Genomic DNA, 19,011 nt, shown 5'->3' on the forward strand with positions numbered 1-19,011 from the left:
GGGGACAACTCGACGGCAAGTCTAGCAGAACTCGCCGATCCGTTAGAGATATTTACAAGGGACTAAGTTTCATCCAGACCTGCAAATTTCTCGCGAAGCTTGTCTAGCGCGCGCTTGTAGCGCATTTTCGTAGCGCTCAAGCCCATGTGCATGATATCGGCGATCTCCTGAAATTCCAGCTCAGCGACAAAGCGCAACACCAGAATTTCCCGATCGATCGGGTTCACATGCACCAACCACTTGTCCAGCCCGCCTTTTTCTTCCGGCTTCGGTGCCTTCTCTTCGGACGCCTCTTCTACAGGGTCCAGGCTCAAGGCATCCATCAACCGGCGTTTACGACGCTCCTTGCGGTACTGGGTAATGCATTCGTTGTAGGTAATGCTGTAGAGCCAGGTCTTGAACTTGGACTTGCCCTCGAAGTTCTTCAGACCGTACAGCACCTTCAGCATCACTTCCTGACAGACATCATCAGCGTCGCGATCGTTCCCAAGGTAACGCGCACAGACGTTGAACAGGGTCCGCTGGTAGCGCCGCATGAGTTCCTCATAGGCGCGGGTTACGTGATACAGCTCCTCATGCGAACGCGCCACCAACTCCTCGTCGGTGAGTTCGCGGGGGTCATAACGCATGGGCGGCGAATGAACTTTATTCAAAACGGATCTGGCCGACAGTCAGGTCAATGTCGCCGCTCAGCCCCATGGGGCGATTTTCGCGGCGGCATACATTAACAGCTTTTGTGCGGTTAGCGGCTACTGACTCGCTGCTCGAGGAGCACGCGATTGGACAGCGACACCAGTTCGCCATCATCGGTCAACAGCGTCGTCTTGACCGTGCCGATCTCTTCGATCATTCCTTCAACCTCTCCAATCCGCACCTGCTGGCCGACCTGGTAGAGTTCGCGAACGTAGATGCCGGCCAGAATCTGCCCGGCAATTTCGCGGCTGCCAAGGCCCATGGCAAGCGCAACGGCCAGACCAACGGTAATCAGCCCAATGACGATCACGTGGTTGAGCAGGTCGGTCTTGACCTCAAGCTGGCTGATGGCCACCGAGATGCTGATGATGATCACCAGGCCTTGGGTGATACGCCCCAGGCCTGCGGAGTATTCCAGGCCAATACCTTCGGCAGCGCCACGCACCAGGCCGTTGGCCACCTGTGCCAGCAGCACGCCAGCCAGCAGCACCAGGGCTGCGCCAAAGACCTTGGGCAGGTACAGGGCGAGCATGTCGAGCGTTGCCGAAACCCGCTCAAGGCCCAGTGACTCTGCGGCCGAGACGAGGAAGATCAGCAACACGAACCAGTAGACGATCTTGCCAATCAGGGTCGAGATCGGCACCTGGATGCCGACCCGGCCAAGCATCTTGGTCAGCCCGGTGCCGGCCATCAGGCGGTCCAGACCGAACTTGGCCAGGAGCTTGGAAAGCAGTGTGTCGAGCAGCTTGGCCACCACGAAACCGAGCAGCACCACGACCAGCGCGCCGAACAGGTTGGGGATGAAGTTCGCTACCTTGGTCCATAGGGCGGTCATCGCAGTGACCAGGCTCTGGGTCCAGAGATCGAGTTCCATATTCAATCGGCCTTATCTGCTTTGCTGCCATTGGCAGCGTTGCGGGTAGAGTGTCGACGCACCGGCGCAACGTGCGCCGAGCCATTGTTCACGGCAATCAGCAGCGCCTGGCTCCAACGGCCAAGCAGGCTGAACAGATCACCGGCGCCGACCTGGCGGTTGGCGGTTTTCAGCACGCGACCCAGGCATGCGGCATCATCGCGCTCCTCACCGGAGGGTGACGCCTTGAGCAGGTCGCGCAGGGATTGTTCAAACGGATCGTGCATGGGCACCTCGCGCAGTGTCACTCAGAGACGAGATGGCCGGGCGATGGGTCACACATCGCCATGGAACGAATGTTTCAAGAGGAGTCGGCACCTTCATACCCAGCGCAACCGCCTGAACAGCCACCATTGCCCCACCGCCAGCGCCAGCACGACGATGCAGGCCAGCAGGAAGCCATACGGGTTGCTCGCCCCCGGAATGCCGCCGACGTTGATGCCGAGCAGCCCGGTGATGAAGCTCATGGGCAGGAAGATGCAGGTGATGATGCCGAAGCGGTACATGGTCCGGTTCATCCGCTCGCTGCGCCGGCGGTCTTCGCTCTCCAGCACCAGCGCCGCCCGTTCGCGGGTCAGCTCGAGCTCTTCGAGGTAACGGATCAGGCTGTTGTTCAGCTCGTTCCAGTAATCGGCGTCGGCATCGCAGAACCAGCTGCACTTGCTGCGCGACAGCTGGGCATAGATCTCCCGCTGTGGCGCCAGAAAGCGACGCAAACCTGCGGCGCGGCGACGGATCTGCTGCAGGCTGCCCTGCTCAGGGGTATACCGTTCGTCGGATTCAACCTTTTCTTCTTCCAGGTCGACCAGTTCCGAAAGGTCGCTGACCAGGCTCTGAACCTTTTCGGTCAGCAACTCGCCCATCAGCAGCAACAGTTCGGACGCCGATTTCGGCCCCCTGCCCTCATCGAGCTGCTGAAGGACTTCATCGCTGGCACGCAACGGCCGCAAGCGCAGCGAAATGACCCGCTGCGGCTGGGCATGGATGCGTACCGAGACCATGTCCTCGGGCTCGGCGCCTGGGTTGAGGTTGACCCCACGCAGGAACAACAGCAGCTGCTCACCCGGCTGCGGCAACAACCGCGGCCGGGTGTTTTCCTCCAGCAGCAGGTCGCAGGCAAATTCGCTCAGGCCACTGTCCTGCAACAGCCAGGTGCGGGTCTGCGGATGGCTGCGGTCCCAGTGCAGCCACAGGCTTTCCTGTGGCTGCAACTGCAGGTCGTCCAGCTCGGTCCGGGCAATCGAGCGCGCGCCCCCTTTGCCATCGAGCACCAGGGCATGCACCAGCCCCCACTGCGCGTTGTCTTCCTCGAACATCAAAGCTCCATCAGCGCGTACTGCGCGTCACTCCGGCATTTTCAGCGGGCTTGGCGAGATGATCACGCCGTTGTTGTCGGCGTACAGGTACTCACCCGGGCGGAAGGTGACACCGGCAAAGGTCACGGCCACGTTGAGGTCGCCGATGCCGCGTTTGTCGGTTTTCATCGGATGGCTGGCCAGGGCCTGCACGCCGACGTCGGTCTGGATCAGCACATCGACGTCACGCACGCAGCCATAGATCACCAGGCCTTCCCAGCCATTTTTCGCGGCCTTTTCCGCGAGCATGTCACCGAGCAGCGCACGGCGCAGCGAGCCACCGCCATCGACTACCAGGACCTTGCCTTTGCCATCGAGCTCGACCTGCTCCTTGACCAGCGAGTTGTCTTCGAAGCACTTGATGGTGACGATCTGGCCACCGAAGGAATCGCGGCCACCGAAGTTGCTGAACATCGGCTCCAGCACCTGAACCAGGTCCGGGTAGGCGTCACACAGGTCGGGCGTTACGTAATGCTGCATGGGAAGCTCCTGTCAGTCACAACGAAAGCGGGTATCGGCCAAGGCTACACCGTAGATGCCATCGCAGTCATCCGGGACCAGGCAGTCAGTTGTGTATTCAGCCTGTACCGGCCTCTTCGCGGGTAAACCCGCTCCCACAGGTCCTGAGGACGGTGATGTACCTGTGGGAGCGGGTTCACCCGCGAAGAGGCCGGTACAGGCGAAAAAGATTCAGTTGGCAGGCACAGGCTCGCACACCACCGTCGACTCATGCACCGGCAACAGCGGATCGCGCAACCAACGCTCCACCAGCGGCCAGACCTGCGCCTGCGCCGCCTTGCTCACCAGCATGTCGACATGCCCGAAGGCCTCGAAGCCTTCTTCGCGCCCCAGGCGCAGGAACTGCTTGCGCGCACCACCAAGCTGATCGAACAGCTTGCGGCAGGCCCACACCGGGTCCTGGAAGTCGCCGGCACCCGCCACCGCCAGCAGCGGTACATCCACCTCGGCCAACCCCGCCCACCAGTCGCCCTGCTTGTCGCCAAAACGGCCGAACAGGCCATGCCAGCGCATGCTTTCGAGGGCCAGGCCGATTGGCTCATCCTCCGGCCCACGCTTGAAACGCGGCCCGGAAATCTGCCCCCAGCGCTTGAGCAGCAATTTCGCTCCCCAGGTCAGCGGCGGCACTTTCAGCGGCCAGTAGACACGACTGATCTGCGTACCGAAAAGCGCCACGCTGGCCATCTGTTCAGCCTTGAGAAAGCCGCCACCCAAAGCCGCCACCAGGGTGGTTCCACCCAGGGAGTGGCCGACCCAGTGCGGCGCCTGGCCAGACTGTTCGCGCACAAACGCGCCAATCAATGGCAGGTCATCGCGGGCATAGTCGGCAACGCTGTTGTGCTTCCACGCGATATTGCGCGGCGACAGGCCATGGCCGCGCATCTCCGGGATCCACACATCGAACCCGGCCCGCGCCAAATATGCACCCAGGCCGATGCCTTTGGGCGAGTACCAGAAACGTCGGTTGGAGAAACTGCCATGCAGCAGAATCACCGGCACTCCCTGGGGCCGGCATTGATCAGCCAGGCCCAGGCGGGTCACGGCCAGTTCGACGCTAGGGTCAGGGCTGTTGCCGGCCTTGATCCGGTACACGTCTTCGCTGAGGTCGCCGCGGCGCTCGGCACTGAGCAAGGCCACGGGAAAAAGGTTGCTGCTGCTTTGCATAAGGTTGCTTGGTGCACAAAAAAGGGCGGGATCCATCACTGGAACTCGCCCTGGAAAAAACCAGGCGGGGGCGCGCCAGACGCGCCCCCGCAATTTACCGCATCAGGCCGCGCCCTGGCCTTCGGCCAGGAAGAACCAGGTCTCGAGTACCGAGTCCGGGTTCAGCGACACGCTTTCGATGCCCTGCTCCATCAGCCATTTGGCCAGGTCCGGGTGGTCCGATGGGCCCTGACCGCAGATACCGATGTACTTGCCGGCCTTGTTGCACGCCTGGATGGCGTTGGCCAGCAGTTTCTTGACGGCCGGGTTACGCTCGTCGAACAGGTGGGCGATGATGCCCGAGTCGCGGTCCAGGCCCAGGGTCAGCTGGGTCAGGTCGTTGGAGCCGATCGAGAAACCGTCGAAGTATTCGAGGAACTCTTCGGCGAGGATCGCGTTGGACGGCAGCTCGCACATCATGATCACGCGCAGGCCGTTGTCGCCGCGGGCCAGGCCGTTTTCGGCGAGCAGGTCGACGACCTGGCTGGCCTCGCCCAAGGTGCGCACGAACGGCACCATGATCTCGACGTTGGTCAGGCCCATCTCGTTGCGCACACGCTTCAGCGCACGGCACTCGAGCTCGAAGCAGTCACGGAACGATTCGCTGATGTAGCGCGAGGCACCGCGGAAGCCCAGCATCGGGTTTTCTTCTTCCGGCTCGTACAGCTTGCCGCCGATCAGGTTGGCGTACTCGTTGGACTTGAAGTCCGACAGGCGCACGATGACCTTTTTCGGGTAGAAGGCCGCAGCCAGGGTGCTGATGCCCTCGACCAGTTTTTCGACATAGAAGCCGACCGGGTCGTTGTAGCCGGCGATGCGCTTGTCGACGCTTTCTTTCAGCTCCGGCGGCAGGCCGGCATAGTTCAGCAGCGCCTTGGGGTGCACGCCGATCATGCGGTTGATGATGAATTCCAGGCGCGCCAGGCCCACACCTGCGTTAGGCAGCTGGGCGAAGTCGAAGGCGCGGTCCGGGTTGCCGACGTTCATCATGATCTTGAACGGCAGCTCCGGCATGGCATCTACCGAGTTCTGCTTGACGTCGAAGCCCAGCTCACCCTCGAAGATGAAGCCGGTATCGCCTTCGGCACAGGATACGGTCACACCCTGGCCATCTTTGAGCACCTGGGTGGCGTTGCCGCAACCGACCACGGCCGGAATGCCCAGCTCACGGGCGATGATCGCCGCATGGCAGGTACGCCCGCCACGGTTGGTGACGATGGCGCTGGCGCGCTTCATTACCGGCTCCCAATCCGGGTCGGTCATGTCGGAGACCAGTACGTCACCCGGCTGCACCTTGTCCATCTCGGACACGTCGTTGATCACGCGGACCTTGCCGGCGCCGATGCGCTGGCCGATGGCGCGGCCTTCGACCAGCACGGTGCCTTTTTCCTTGAGCAGGTAACGCTCCATGACGTTGGCGCTGGCGCGGCTCTTCACCGTCTCAGGGCGGGCCTGGACGATGTACAGTTTGCCGTCGTCACCGTCCTTGGCCCATTCGATGTCCATCGGGCGCTGGTAGTGCTGCTCGATGATCATCGCCTGCTTGGCCAGTTCGTTGACTTCGTCGTCGCTCAGGCAGAAGCGGGCGCGTTCGGCGCGGTCGACCTCGACGGTCTTGACCGAACGACCGGCCTTGGCTTCGTCGCCATAGACCATCTTGATCGCCTTGCTGCCCAGGTTGCGGCGCAGGATGGCCGGGCGACCGGCCTGCAGGGTCTGTTTGTGCACGTAGAATTCGTCAGGGTTGACCGCACCCTGCACCACGGTCTCACCCAGGCCGTAGGCGCCGGTGATGAACACCACGTCACGGAAGCCCGACTCGGTGTCGAGGGTGAACATCACGCCGGCGGTGCCGGTTTCCGAGCGGACCATGCGCTGCACGCCGGCGGACAGGGCCACCAGCTTGTGGTCGAAGCCCTGGTGCACGCGGTAGGCGATGGCACGGTCGTTGAACAGCGAAGCGAAGACTTCTTTGGCCGCGCGGATCACGTTGTCGACGCCACGGATGTTGAGGAAGGTTTCCTGCTGGCCGGCGAACGAGGCGTCCGGCAGGTCTTCGGCAGTGGCCGAGGAACGCACGGCCACGGCCATGTTGTCGTTGCCCTTGGACATTTCTGCGAAGGCCGTACGGATTTCCGAATCCAGACGCGCTGGGAATTCGGCCTCCATCACCCACTGGCGAATCTGCGCGCCGGTCTTGGCCAGGGCGTTGACGTCGTCCACGTCCAGGGCATCGAGCGCGGCGTGAATCTTGTCGTTCAGGCCACTCTGTTCGAGAAAGTCACGGTACGCCTGAGCCGTAGTGGCAAAGCCGCCCGGCACCGACACGCCGGCACCGGCGAGGTTACTGATCATCTCGCCCAGGGATGCGTTCTTGCCCCCCACATGCTCCACATCATGGACGCCGAGCTTATCGAGGGAAACTACGTACTCTACCAAGGTGATCTCTCCACTAACTGTATTGGAAAAGCTCAAGGGCGCCCGCCTGCCTTCGTTGACTGGGCCGGACGCTTGTGGCCTGTACCTGGAAAATAGACTCGCAAAATATGGCAGAATGCCGACAGCCGCATTCGGCAAACCGAACCTATCATATCCAAGAAACGTCATCAGCTTAAGGCCCAGATCGCAAATGAAACGAACCGCGTTCTTCATCTCCGATGGCACCGGCATCACCGCCGAAACACTGGGCCAGAGCCTGCTCGCTCAATTCGAAAGCATTCCGTTCAATAAATTCACCCGTCCGTACATCGACAGCCCTGAAAAAGCGCGGACCATGGTGCAGCAGATCAACACGGCCGCTGAGCGCGATGGCATGCGGCCGATCATCTTCGACACCATCGTCAATCAGGACATCCGCGAGATCCTGGCGACATCGAACGGCTTCATGATCGACATCTTTTCGACGTTTTTATCCCCGCTTGAGCAGGAATTGACTGCCCATTCGTCGTATTCCGTGGGCAAATCGCACTCGATCGGCGGCAATTCCAACTACATGGAACGGATCGAGGCGGTCAACTTCGCCCTGGATAACGACGACGGCGCGCGCACCCACTACTACGACAAGGCCGACCTGATCCTGGTCGGCGTGTCGCGTTGCGGCAAGACCCCGACCTGCCTGTACATGGCCATGCAATTCGGCATCCGCGCAGCCAACTACCCGCTGACCGAGGATGACATGGAGCGCCTGCAGCTGCCGGCGGTACTGAAGAAGTACCATCACAAGCTGTTCGGCCTGACCATCGACCCCGACCGCCTGACCGCCATCCGCCACGAGCGCAAGCCCAACAGCCGCTATTCGAGCTTTGCCCAGTGCGAGTTCGAGGTGCGCGAGGTGGAGAACCTGTTCCGTCGCGAGAACATTCCCAACATCAACTCCACGCATTTTTCGGTGGAAGAGATTTCGGCGAAGATCCTCGTGGAAAAAGGTGTGGAGCGCAGGTTCAAGTAAGCCTGCACCGGCCCTTTCGCGGGCAAGCCCGCTCCCACAGGTATTGCGCCGACATCAGCTGAGGTGCAGATCCTGTGGGAGCGGGCTTGCCCGCGAAAGGGCCGGCACAGGTGTACAAAAAAAGCCCCGGCATCGCTGCCGGGGCTTTTTTTACCTCACTACCTGACTCAGGACGGCACCACCGCCGCCTGCCCGCTCAGTGCCAGGTCGACCAGCTCGCGGTTGGCCACCGCGTACATCGCATAGTCGGTGCCGGTGGCATTGCGCAGGTCGTCGAGCATGGCGCGCCAGCGCTCGACCATCACCCGATGCTGCTCGGCCCACAGCGCCACGCGGGCGTCCATGTCTTCCGGGCCATCGGCCATCTGCAACACCGAGATGGTGATCGCCCGCTGTTGCAGGTCGATGTCGTCGCGGAACGCCTCGCGGGCCAGGGCCTGCCAGTTGTTTTCCACCGGCAGGTTGCTGATTTCCTGCAAGTACCAGGTCAGGTCCAGGGCACTGCCCACGGCGAAGAACGCCTTGGCCACCTGCGCCGGGTCATGCCCGGTCACGTCCGAGGCTTCGATGATCGGCAGCAGGGTGTACAGGTGGGTGGTACCGGCCACCATGCGCGCCAGCAACTCCGGCACACCGGCGTCGACGAAGCTTTGGTAACGCACCATCCAGCGTTCGCGGGTCGGGCCTTCCAGCAGCTCGTCGAGCTTGAGCCCCAGCTGGGCGATCTTCGGCCCGAAGTGCGCGGTGTCACGCCCGGCATCCTGCTCGTTGCGCCGGCTGCGCAGGAACCAGCGGGTGGCGCGGCGGCCCAGGCGCATCAGTTCGTCCATCAGGGTCAGCTGGATTTCCGCTGGCACCTGGTAGTCCAGCGCCTCGATCTGGCGGAACCAGTGCGGCAGGTGGAAGATGTCGCGCACGATCACATAGGCCCCAGCGACGTTGGCCGGGCTCATGCCGGTCGACTCCTTCAGGCGCTGGACAAAGGTGATACCCATGTTGTTGACCAGGTCGTTGGCGATCTGGGTGCTGACGATTTCGCGCTTCAACCGGTGACGGCGCATGGCTTCGGCGAACTTGCTGACCAGCGACGGCGGGAAGGCGGTCTCCATGTCGCGGGTCAGGTAGTCGTCGTCCGGCACCAGCGACTTGAGCAGCTGCTCCTTGAGGTCGATCTTGCTGTACGAGATCAGCACCGACAGCTCGGCGCGGGTCAGGCCCTGGCCGGCGGCCAAGCGTTCGGCCAGCTGTTCTTCGGACGGCAGGAACTCGATGGCCCGGTCCAGCTTGCCACGGCCTTCGAGGTCGGCCATCAGGCGCTTGTACTCGGCAATCCGCTCGCGGGCGCGGCGGGCGGCCAGTGACAGCGCCTGGGTCTGCTTGTAGTTGTTGCCCAGCACCAGGCCGGCCACTTCGTCGGTCATGCTGCCGAGCAGCTGGTTGCGCTGCTTCTCGGTCATGTCGCCACCCTGCACCACTTCATTGAGCAGGATCTTGATGTTGACCTCGTGGTCGGAGCAGTCCACGCCACCGGCGTTGTCGATGAAGTCGGTGTTGGTGGCGCCGCCGTGCAGGCCGAACTCGACACGGCCGAGCTGGGTCATGCCGAGGTTGCCGCCCTCGCCCACCACCTTGCAGCGCAGCTCGTTGCCATTGACCCGCAGGGCGTCGTTGGCCTTGTCGCCGACATCGGCGTGGCTTTCGCTGCTGGCCTTCACGTAGGTGCCGATGCCGCCGTTCCACAGCAGGTCCACCGGCGCCTTGAGCAACGCGTGCAACAGTTCGGTCGGGGTCAGGCGGTCCGCCTCGATGGCGAAGCGTTCCTTCATCTGCGGGGTGATGGCGATGCTCTTGGCACTGCGCGGGAAGATACCGCCGCCTTCGGACATGATGCTGCTGTCGTAGTCGCTCCAGGCCGAGCGCGGCAGGTCGAACAGGCGCTTGCGCTCGACGAAGCTGGTGGCCGGGTCCGGGTTCGGGTCGATGAAGATATGCAGGTGGTTGAACGCCGCCACCAACTGCAGTTTGTCGGACATCAGCAGGCCGTTGCCGAACACGTCACCGGCCATGTCGCCGACGCCGATCACAGTGATCGGGTCCTGCTGCACGTTGATGCCACGCTCGCGGAAGTGACGCTGCACGCCAACCCAGGCGCCACGGGCAGTGATGCCCATCTTCTTGTGGTCATAACCGGCCGAGCCACCCGAGGCGAACGCATCGCCGAGCCAGAAGCCGTAGTCGATGGCGATGCCGTTGGCGATATCGGAGAAGGTCGCGGTGCCCTTGTCGGCTGCTACTACCAGGTACGGGTCATCATCATCGTGACGCACCACGTTGGCCGGCGGCACCACGCCACCGTCCTTGAGGTTGTCGGTGATATCGAGCAGGCCAGAAATGAAGATGCGGTAGCACGCCACGCCTTCGGCGGCGATCTCGTCGCGGGTGCCGCCCAGCGGCAGCCGGCGCGGCAGGAAGCCGCCCTTGGCGCCAACCGGCACGATCACCGAGTTCTTCACTTGTTGGGCTTTGACCAGGCCCAGCACTTCGGTGCGGAAGTCTTCCTCGCGGTCCGACCAGCGCAGGCCGCCGCGGGCGACGTTGCCAAAGCGCAGGTGCACGCCTTCGACCCGTGGCGAATAGACGAAGATCTCGAACTTCGGCACCGGCTTGGGCAGCTCGGGAATCAGCTTGGGGTTGAACTTGAAGCTGAAGTACGACTTGTTCTGGCCGTTGGCATCCGGCTGGTAGAAGTTGGTGCGCAGGGTCGCCTTGATCAGGTCCAGGTAGCGCCGCAGGATGCGGTCCTCGTTGAGCACCTGGACCTCGTCGAGGGCCGTGAGGATCGCCTGCTCCAGGCGCTGCTGCTTGTCGTCCAGGTCCTCAGTGGTGAGCTTGCGCGCCAGGTAGAAGCGGGTCTTGAACAACCGGGTCAGCTCGCGGGCGATGTCGGTGTGGTTGTTCAGGGTGCTGGCGATGTAGCCAAGGTCGAAGCCCAGGCGGATCTGCTTGAGGTAGCGGGCATAGGCACGCAGCAACGCCACGTCACGCCATGGCAGGCCGGCAGTGAGGACCAGGCGGTTGAAAGCGTCGTTCTCGGCATTGCCATTGACGATGTGGACGAAGGCATCCTGCAGGATGTCGTTGAGCTGCTGGATGTCCAGGTCCAGGCCTTCGCTGTAAGTGAAGGCGAAGTCGTGGATCCAGTACTCACGCCCGCTGGCGTGGCGCAGGCGGTAAGGGAACTCGCCAAGCACGCGCAGGCCAAGGTTTTCCAGGATCGGCAGCACGTCCGACAGCGCCAGCGGGGTGTCGGCGTGGTACAGCTTGCAGTGCAGCAGGCGTTCGCCCAGGCGAGTCAGCGGCTGGTAGAAACTCATCGCCAGCGGTTTGCTCTCGGACAGCGCCAGCACGTGCTGCAGGTCGACCACGGCCGAGTGTGCCGGGAAGCGCTCGCGGTAGCCCGCCGGGAAGCCTTTGGGGAAGTCACCGAGGATATTGGTGCCCTGGGCTTCGCCGAAGTTTTCGATGACCAGCGCCGAGTAGTCGTCATGCCACGAGCGGCAGGCCTGGATCACTTCGTTTTCGAGCTGCTGCGGGTCGATGTCGATGCGGTTCTTCGGGTCGACCCGCAGGATCAGCTGCACGCGCGCCAGCACCGATTCGGAGAAGAACGTCCAGAACTCGCAGTCGCTGGCCTTCAGGCGCTCCATCAGCACCTGCTGGATCTTCTGCCGCACTTCGGTGGAGTAGATCTCGCGCGGCACGTAGGCCAGGCAGTAGCAGAAACGCCCGTACGGGTCCTTGCGCAGGAACACGCGGATCTTGTTGCGCTCCTGGATCTGCACGATCGACATCACAGTGCTGAACAGCTCGTCGATCGGGGTCTGGAACAGGTCGTCGCGCGGCAGCACTTCGAGCACCTGGGCCAGCTCCTTGCCCAGGTGCGCTTTCGGGTCGAAGCCGGAACGGCGCTCGACTTCGGCGACCTTCACACGGATGTAAGGGATGGCATGCACGCTCTCGCCATACACCGACGAGGTGTACAGGCCCATGAAACGGTGTTCCTTGATGACCTTGCCGTCGGCATCCAGCTGGCGGATCGACACGTAGTCCGGGTAAGCCGGGCGATGCACACGGCTGGGCAACGCGGCCTTGGCGAACGACAGCAGCAGCGGCTCGTTGAGGTAGGCCACGGCGTAGTCTTCGATGCGCAGCTCTTCCGCCGTCAGGCCCACCCGCAGGCGGCGCGGCAGGCCGAGGAACGACTGTTCGTCGTAGACCATCTGGCCACCGGAACTGTCGGCCTGGACGGTGAATTCTTCATAGCCGAGGAAGGTGAAGTGGTTGTCCAGCAACCATTCGAGGAAGGCCTTGACCTCGCCCTTTTCATGCTGGACCGGGCCATAGGCGGTGTTCTCCACCTCGGCGACGACCTCCCGCAGCTTGGCTTTCATCGGCTCGAAATCGGCCACCGCCACGCGCACTTCGGCCAGCACCTGCTCGATCTCGCGGGCCAGCACGGTCAGCTCGGCGGCATTGGCACAGCGGTCGATCTCCAGGTACATCAGCGACTCATGACGCACGCCCTCGCCCTGGGTGCCTTTGGGCAGCAGTTCGAGCAGTTCGCCCTTGGCGCCTCGGCGCACGCTCAGCACCGTGGTCTGCAGCGTGTGGATGCTGTAGCCGCGGCGGTTCAGCTCGGTACGCACCGAGTCGACCAGGAACGGCAGGTCGTGGTGCAGTACTTCGACAACGGTGTGGGTCGATTGCCAGCCATTGCGTTCGTAATCGGGGTTGTACACCCGCACTTGCGGGTACTCGGGGTCGAAACGCTCGATGATGCGCCACGCCGACAGGGTGCAGCCGGCCAGGTCCGAAAGCCGGCGCTGGGTGAGTTCGTCCAGAGAAATGATGCCGAAGAACTGCTCGGCGAACAGCGCCACTTGTGGCAGGGACTGTTCGCTGATGTGCTGCGCCAGGGCCGCTTGCAGTTGATGCTGGAAGTCGGCTTTGCTGGCTGCGGTGAAGAACGCCATCTGTGGTACTCCGCTTGGGCTTTGTAATAGTTGAAGCGTCGCGCACGTCCGCCATGTACGGATCAACGATAGCCAACCCATGGCAAGCCGGACGTAAAGTTCAGGGCTCGCGGAAGCTTAACGACTGATGGGTCATCACCGCTTGCAACGCTGCGACAATTTCGGTCAAGGGGCGGCAACTTTACGTTTATGGATGTGTGCAAGGCTGTCAGAATTCCCTCTCATTCCCTCGAACTGAGTTGTAGCCATGCAAATCAAGACCGCCCTGCTGTTCGCCACCCCTTGCGATGACGAGGAGGACAACATGGCGACCCTGTGCTGCCACAGTGACAAGGGGCAGATGTTTCTGCTGACCCGCTACCCGGACGAAGACACCGTCGACCTGACCCTGGATGACGAGCCGTCGACACTGGATGGGTTGAAGGTGACCTTGAGCGCGCAACGCTTGCTGATCGAAGTGGCGGCCGGGGATCGCGATGCGCTGAAAGGGGATGAGGCGCTGGAGATCGTGCTGACTTCGGCGGGGACTGACCTTGAGGAAGTGGCGCTGACCTTGCGCAACATTCTCGATGGCACGGGTACCTTTGTCAGCGAGCTTTGAGATTTTTGAGGCTGAGGGGTGCATGCCGGTAGATTTTCAGCGCCGGTGAGATCGAGCGCCGCCCGCGCGGCGCATCGCGGATGAATCCGCTCCTACATTTGTTGCAACGTGGCCATGCCTGTGAGGTCATGGTTGTCAGCCTTGTTTGCAAGGCTCTAGACGTGCGCGAGGCAGGCAACCATGGCCTGACAGGTTCGGCACGTTGCAACAAATGTAGGAGCGGATTCATCCGCGATGCGCCGCGCGGGTGGCGCTCGATCTCAAAGGCAATGAATCTCTCCAGACATTCACCCCAGCCCCAACGCACCATTGACAGCCCAGCCCCACCACAGGCATTGTCTGACAACCTGATAACTAGGCAACCGTTTCCATGCTAGAGCTCCAGCGCCCCGACACCCTGGTCGAGCGGGTCGTCAGCGCCATCCGCGCCGAGATCGATTCCGGCCGCCTGGCCGCCGAATCGCGCCTGCCCACCGAACAGCAACTGGCCGAACAACTGAACGTCAGCCGTTCGGTGGTGCGCGAGGCCGTGGCGCAGCTCAAGGCCGACGGCGTGCTGATCGCCCGTCGCGGGCTCGGTTCCTACATCTCGCAAACACCTGCCGGTACCGTGTTCCGCTTCCCCGGCAGCCATGGCCGCAAGCCGGACCTGGTGCAGATGTTCGAGATGCGCCTGTGGATCGAAACCCAGGCCGCCGCCATCGCCGCCCGCCGCCGCGACGAACAGGACCTAGCCCACATGGCCAAGGCCCTGCAAGTGATGCTCGACAAGCGCAGCGATTTCGCCACCGCCTCGGCTGCCGACGTGGCCTTCCACCGAGCCATTGCCGAAGCCAGCAAGAACGATTACTTCGTGGCCTTCCACGACTTCCTGGGCGGCCAGTTGGCCAGCGCAAGGCGCACCGCCTGGGAAAACTCCGCCGCTCACTCGGTGGGTGGCTCTGCCGACGCCAACCGCGAACACCAGGCGCTGTACCAGGCCATTGCCGCGGGCGACCGCCAGGCAGCCGCAGCCTGCGCCGAAGCGCACCTGCGCGCTTCGGCCAAACGCCTGAAGATCGACCTCCCCGCCCTCGACTGACCCCGGAGATACAGGCGCAGCCCGGCGCGGGCCTTTTTACGCACCACTTAGTCTGACAACCTGATAAGCAGATCCACCGACAAGAACACCAAGGTACCCCTGCATGACTTACGACTACTGCATCATCGGCGGCGGCATCGTCGGCCTCGCCACCGCGATGGCCCTGCTCCAGCAACGCCCAGGCGCATCCCTGCTGATTCTGGAAAAGGAAGCCAGCCTCGGCCGCCACCAGACCGGCCACAACAGTGGCGTGATCCATGCGGGCATCTACTACGCACCGGGCAGCCTCAAGGCTGAACTGTGCAAGCGCGGCGCCCAGGCGACCAAGGACTTCTGCAGCGAACATGGCATTGCCTTCGAGGTCTGCGGCAAGCTGCTGGTGGCCTCAAACGACCTGGAAGTGCAGCGCATGCAGGCGCTGTATGAGCGCTCGCAGCAGAACGGGCTGAAGGTCGAGCGCCTGGATGCCGCTGCGCTGGCTGAACGTGAACCGAACATCGTCGGCAAGGGCGCACTGTTCCTCGATGCCACCGGCATCGTCGACTACACGCAGGTGTGCAACGCCATGGCCAAGGTGATCCGTCAGGCCGGCGGCGAGGTGCACCTGTCGACCAGCGTGCGCGCCATCCAGGAGCATGCCGACCACGTCGCCATCGGCACCGACAGCCAGACCTGGCGCGCCCGCCAGCTGGTCGCCTGCGCCGGCCTGCAGTCCGACCGCCTGGCGCGCCTTGCCGGGGTGAAGATCGAACACCAGATCATCCCTTTCCGCGGCGAGTATTACCGCCTGCCGGCCAGCAAGAACCAGATCGTCAACCACCTGATCTACCCGATCCCTGACCCGGAGTTGCCGTTTCTCGGTGTGCACCTGACGCGCATGATCGACGGCAGTGTCACCGTCGGCCCAAATGCCGTGCTCGGTTTCGGCCGGGAGAACTACCGCAAGTTTTCGATCAACTGGCGCGACGTGGCCGAGTACGCGCGCTTCCCAGGTTTCTGGAAGACCCTCTGGAACAACCTCGGCTCCGGCACCGCCGAGATGAAGAACTCGCTGTTCAAACGCGGATATCTGGAGCAGTGCCGCAAGTACTGCCCATCGCTGGAAGTGGCGGACCTGCTGCCTTACGAAGCCGGTATCCGCGCCCAGGCAGTGATGCGCGACGGCACCCTGGTGCACGACTTCCTGTTCGCCGAGACCCCACGCATGGTGCACGTCTGCAATGCCCCGTCGCCGGCTGCCACCTCGGCCATTCCCATCGGCCAGATGATCGCCGAGAAGATCCTCAAGGCCCGCTGAAACCCGCAACACCCACAACTACAAAGACAATAAGGAACCCCCCATGTCGGTACATGAGGCGGCCCCGGCCGCGCACGAGACCCCGCAACAGCAACGCAAGCGCCTGCGCAAGGTGGCGGCGGCGACCATCTTCGGCTCGATGCTGGAGTGGTACGACTTCTACCTCTACGCGACCATGGCGGCGATCGTGTTCTCGAAGATCTTCTTCGATGCCAGCGACCCCGCGGTGGCCTCGCTGCTGGCCTTCTCCACCTTCGCCATTGGCTTCATCGCCCGCCCCTTCGGCGGCGTCCTGTTCGGCTACCTGGGTGACCGCTTCGGTCGCAAGCATGTGCTGGTGATCACCTTCTGCATGATGGGTGTGTGCACGGCGCTGATCGGGCTGATTCCAAGCTATGCCAGTATCGGCATCTGGGCGCCGATCCTGCTGGTGGTGATACGCATCATCCAGGGCCTGGGTGCAGGTGCCGAGCTGTCCGGCGCGGCAGTCACCTCCTACGAACATGCCAGTGAAGGCAAGCGCGGCAGCCAGGGCGCCTGGCCGGCGCTGGGGCTGAACCTGGGGCTGCTGCTGTCGTCGCTGACCGTTTACCTGCTGACCATGAATAGCAATGACTTCCTCCTCGCCGGTGGCTGGCGCATCCCGTTCATTGCCAGCATCGCCCTGGTGGCGATCGGCCTGTGGGTACGCAAGAGCATCCCCGAGACACCGGATTTCAAAGAGCTGGACAAGGCAGACAGCAGCAAGCCGCAAGTGTCGCCGTTGAAGCTGCTGTTCAGGAACGACCTCAAGGGCCTGACCGTGGTGTTCTTCGTGGCCATCGGCTACAACGCCCTGAGCTACATCTTCAAGACCTTCTCATTGGCCTACCTGACCCAGTTCAAGGGCGTGGAAGCGCATGTCACCTCGCTGTCGGTAACCATCGCCAGCCTGGTGGCGATCTTCGCCGTGCCGTTCTTCGGCTGGTTGTGCGACCGCTGGAGCAGCAAAACCGTGCTGATGCTCGGCGGAGTGCTGTCGGCACTGTTCGCTTACCCGTTCCTGCAGCTGTTGAGCACCGGTGAGCCCACCCAGATCTACATCGCCATCGCGATCGGGACCGGCATCCTCGCGCCGATGATGTTCGCCCCGCAGGGTTCGTTCCTCAGCCGTCAGTTCCCGACCCAGACACGCTCGTCCGGCTTTGGCACCGGCCGCGAGATCGGCACGGCGGTAGCCGGCGGCCTGGCGCCGCTGGGCGGGTTGGCCCTGGTGGCCGGGTCGGCGACCCATTCCACCGATGGCGTGGCGCTGATCCTGGCGATTGCCGGGGTGCTGGTGGTGGTGTTCGCCCTGTGCGACCAGGGGCGCAAGCATTCAACCTCGAAGAACTGAAGCCCGTGCTGGCGGCGCCACAGAGAATCCACAAGCCTTGCGCACAGTGGGAGTACCTGTGGACCGCCAGGAAGGCAGCCCCCTTCAGTCAACCGGGTTCTCATGAACCACCCTGCCCCCCTCCGCTGGCCGGTTGACGTAAATCACATCCAGCGGACTGCCCCGCATACTACCCGGCGCGTTCCAGTTCGCCGAGTGATGCACATATTTCCACTGCAGCAACGCCTCTTCGTCAGCTGAAAGCACTGGCCCGCCCTTGGCGCCCAGCACATGGTCATGCAGTTTCGCGCTGATCCCCCCCAACTCGTCCGGCAACCGGTGGGCCTCATCATCGCCCAACGGCATGAAAGGCACTCCGCCTCGCACGCCAAGCTCACGCATGATGCTCAGGTACACGCGTGACAAGTGCCCGCTCACCTCTCGCTCACGATACACGGCGGCGTACACCAGCTTTTCCAGGTCTTCACGCCTCGCCCGGCCTCCGGCTACCGGCTCTTCCCAGGTCAGCAGCTGCGCACGTGGTTCAGCCACGTCAGCGAACGCTGATGCCAACAGGGTATTGGCTGCCGCCCAGGCACTTGTCTGTTCAACCGGCTTCGTACGCGAAACACGGCATACATGCGGCTTGCACAGCAAGACGTGCTCGCGCATGGTTTCCAGGTACCCACCGCCGATATTCGAGTGCACGCCGGGCACAACGATATCGTTTGCACTGCTCACCAGCGGAAAGTTATGCCGCTGTTCATGCCCTGCCACCAGCTGTACCACCTGCCGCGCGACATGCCTGCCCAGGCCCAGACGCAAGCCACCGTAGTCTGTGTTGGCAGGGCTGAAGTTACCCTGCAGCGGAGCGACAATGGCTGCCACCGTGTCGAACAGGCCGATGAAGTTGATTTGCCGCTCCACCTGCAATTCAACCGGCAGGCCCGGCTCGCCCGCGCCCAACCGATTGGCCAGGTGCCTGGCCGCCGCCGCCCCGCGACTGAAACCGAACAGGTCGAACTCGACCCGCTCCGGCACGGCCTGCGGCTCGTCGCCCAGGTAGTCGCGCAACAGCTCACCCACCTTCAGCAAGGTTTGCTCGACCCGCGCCTGCACCCCGGTTGCGCCTCTTCCTGTAATCTTGCCAAAAAGCGTGTCGGCCTCCCCGGCGAGGGTGCCGATCCCCTCCACGTAAAGCTTGAAAAACACCTGCTGCCCGACATCCCCGCAGGGATAGAGCGCGTGCAGCAAGGCTATGTTGCTCCGCGCATTGGCGTAGCTGTCGTCATTGAAGTTGCGGCCATCGTCATCGACAGGTGCCAGGTTGTTCTGGTTGTTGCTGGTGCCATCGAAAAACAGCCCCATCCGCACAATGCGCTGATGCTTGTTCACGGTCATGCTCCTTCCGGTTTAGAAGGCACCAGACAAACACCCCTTCGGTGGGGTAGAAAATCGAAGAACACTGCAAACCACGAGCGCAGATTTCGACGCGGCATCACGGATAGATTAAA

At 62.8% G+C, this 19,011-nt stretch carries 14 protein-coding genes; 5 read left to right on the forward strand and 9 right to left on the reverse strand.

Features of this window, described 5'->3' with window-relative positions:
- Nucleotides 1-62 precede the first annotated feature (62 nt).
- From sigX to ppsA, 7 genes are all read right to left on the reverse strand, one after another.
- Nucleotides 63-629, reverse strand: a complete 567-nt coding sequence (gene sigX / locus ACIPZ5_RS24100; RefSeq protein WP_033696348.1) for an RNA polymerase sigma factor SigX — start codon at nucleotides 627-629, stop codon at nucleotides 63-65.
- 113 nt (nucleotides 630-742) lie between these two features.
- The gene (locus ACIPZ5_RS24105) at nucleotides 743-1,567 is read right to left on the reverse strand and encodes a mechanosensitive ion channel family protein (RefSeq protein WP_343599699.1); all 825 of its coding nucleotides are present in this window, start codon (nucleotides 1,565-1,567) and stop codon (nucleotides 743-745) included.
- Between the two features lie 2 nt (nucleotides 1,568-1,569).
- On the reverse strand, nucleotides 1,570-1,833 hold the full coding sequence (locus ACIPZ5_RS24110) for a CrfX protein (protein ID WP_261940970.1): 264 nt from the start codon (nucleotides 1,831-1,833) through the stop codon (nucleotides 1,570-1,572).
- Between the two features lie 93 nt (nucleotides 1,834-1,926).
- Complete coding sequence (locus ACIPZ5_RS24115; RefSeq protein WP_400810995.1) at nucleotides 1,927-2,922, reverse strand: zinc transporter ZntB; 996 nt, start codon at nucleotides 2,920-2,922, stop codon at nucleotides 1,927-1,929.
- Between the two features lie 27 nt (nucleotides 2,923-2,949).
- The gene (rraA, locus tag ACIPZ5_RS24120) at nucleotides 2,950-3,441 is read right to left on the reverse strand and encodes a ribonuclease E activity regulator RraA (RefSeq protein WP_054883439.1); all 492 of its coding nucleotides are present in this window, start codon (nucleotides 3,439-3,441) and stop codon (nucleotides 2,950-2,952) included.
- Between the two features lie 210 nt (nucleotides 3,442-3,651).
- Nucleotides 3,652-4,644, reverse strand: a complete 993-nt coding sequence (locus ACIPZ5_RS24125) for an alpha/beta fold hydrolase (protein WP_400810997.1) — start codon at nucleotides 4,642-4,644, stop codon at nucleotides 3,652-3,654.
- A 102-nt stretch (nucleotides 4,645-4,746) separates the two neighbouring features.
- Entirely contained in the window at nucleotides 4,747-7,122 is a 2,376-nt protein-coding gene (gene ppsA / locus ACIPZ5_RS24130) for a phosphoenolpyruvate synthase (RefSeq protein ID WP_400810999.1), read from the reverse strand.
- A gap of 190 nt (nucleotides 7,123-7,312) precedes the next feature.
- Between ppsA and ACIPZ5_RS24135 the strand changes: the two genes are divergently transcribed.
- Nucleotides 7,313-8,131, forward strand: a complete 819-nt coding sequence (locus tag ACIPZ5_RS24135; RefSeq protein ID WP_313713993.1) for a pyruvate, water dikinase regulatory protein — start codon at nucleotides 7,313-7,315, stop codon at nucleotides 8,129-8,131.
- Nucleotides 8,132-8,298: 167 nt separating this feature from the next.
- Here ACIPZ5_RS24135 and ACIPZ5_RS24140 read toward each other — a convergent pair whose 3' ends face one another.
- Nucleotides 8,299-13,164, reverse strand: coding sequence for an NAD-glutamate dehydrogenase (locus ACIPZ5_RS24140; RefSeq protein ID WP_343599708.1), 4,866 nt, complete (start codon nucleotides 13,162-13,164; stop codon nucleotides 8,299-8,301).
- A 247-nt stretch (nucleotides 13,165-13,411) separates the two neighbouring features.
- Here ACIPZ5_RS24140 and ACIPZ5_RS24145 point away from each other — a divergent pair, with 247 nt between their 5' ends.
- The 4 genes from ACIPZ5_RS24145 (at nucleotide 13,412) to ACIPZ5_RS24160 (ending at nucleotide 17,518) form a co-directional block, all read left to right on the forward strand.
- The gene (locus ACIPZ5_RS24145; RefSeq protein ID WP_060508113.1) at nucleotides 13,412-13,765 is read left to right on the forward strand and encodes a hypothetical protein; all 354 of its coding nucleotides are present in this window, start codon (nucleotides 13,412-13,414) and stop codon (nucleotides 13,763-13,765) included.
- A gap of 370 nt (nucleotides 13,766-14,135) precedes the next feature.
- A complete protein-coding gene (locus ACIPZ5_RS24150; protein WP_343600293.1) occupies nucleotides 14,136-14,846 on the forward strand; it encodes an FCD domain-containing protein in 711 nt (236 codons plus the stop codon).
- Nucleotides 14,847-14,949: 103 nt separating this feature from the next.
- A complete protein-coding gene (gene lhgO, locus ACIPZ5_RS24155) occupies nucleotides 14,950-16,143 on the forward strand; it encodes an L-2-hydroxyglutarate oxidase (protein WP_261940977.1) in 1,194 nt (397 codons plus the stop codon).
- A gap of 43 nt (nucleotides 16,144-16,186) precedes the next feature.
- Complete coding sequence (locus ACIPZ5_RS24160; protein WP_400811002.1) at nucleotides 16,187-17,518, forward strand: MFS transporter; 1,332 nt, start codon at nucleotides 16,187-16,189, stop codon at nucleotides 17,516-17,518.
- A gap of 84 nt (nucleotides 17,519-17,602) precedes the next feature.
- Here ACIPZ5_RS24160 and ACIPZ5_RS24165 read toward each other — a convergent pair whose 3' ends face one another.
- Entirely contained in the window at nucleotides 17,603-18,865 is a 1,263-nt protein-coding gene (locus ACIPZ5_RS24165; protein ID WP_400811022.1) for a T6SS phospholipase effector Tle1-like catalytic domain-containing protein, read from the reverse strand.
- Nucleotides 18,866-19,011: the final 146 nt, after the last annotated feature.

It is taken from the genome of Pseudomonas sp. NPDC089428, from assembly GCF_044749325.1.
Lineage (GTDB): Bacteria > Pseudomonadota > Gammaproteobacteria > Pseudomonadales > Pseudomonadaceae > Aquipseudomonas.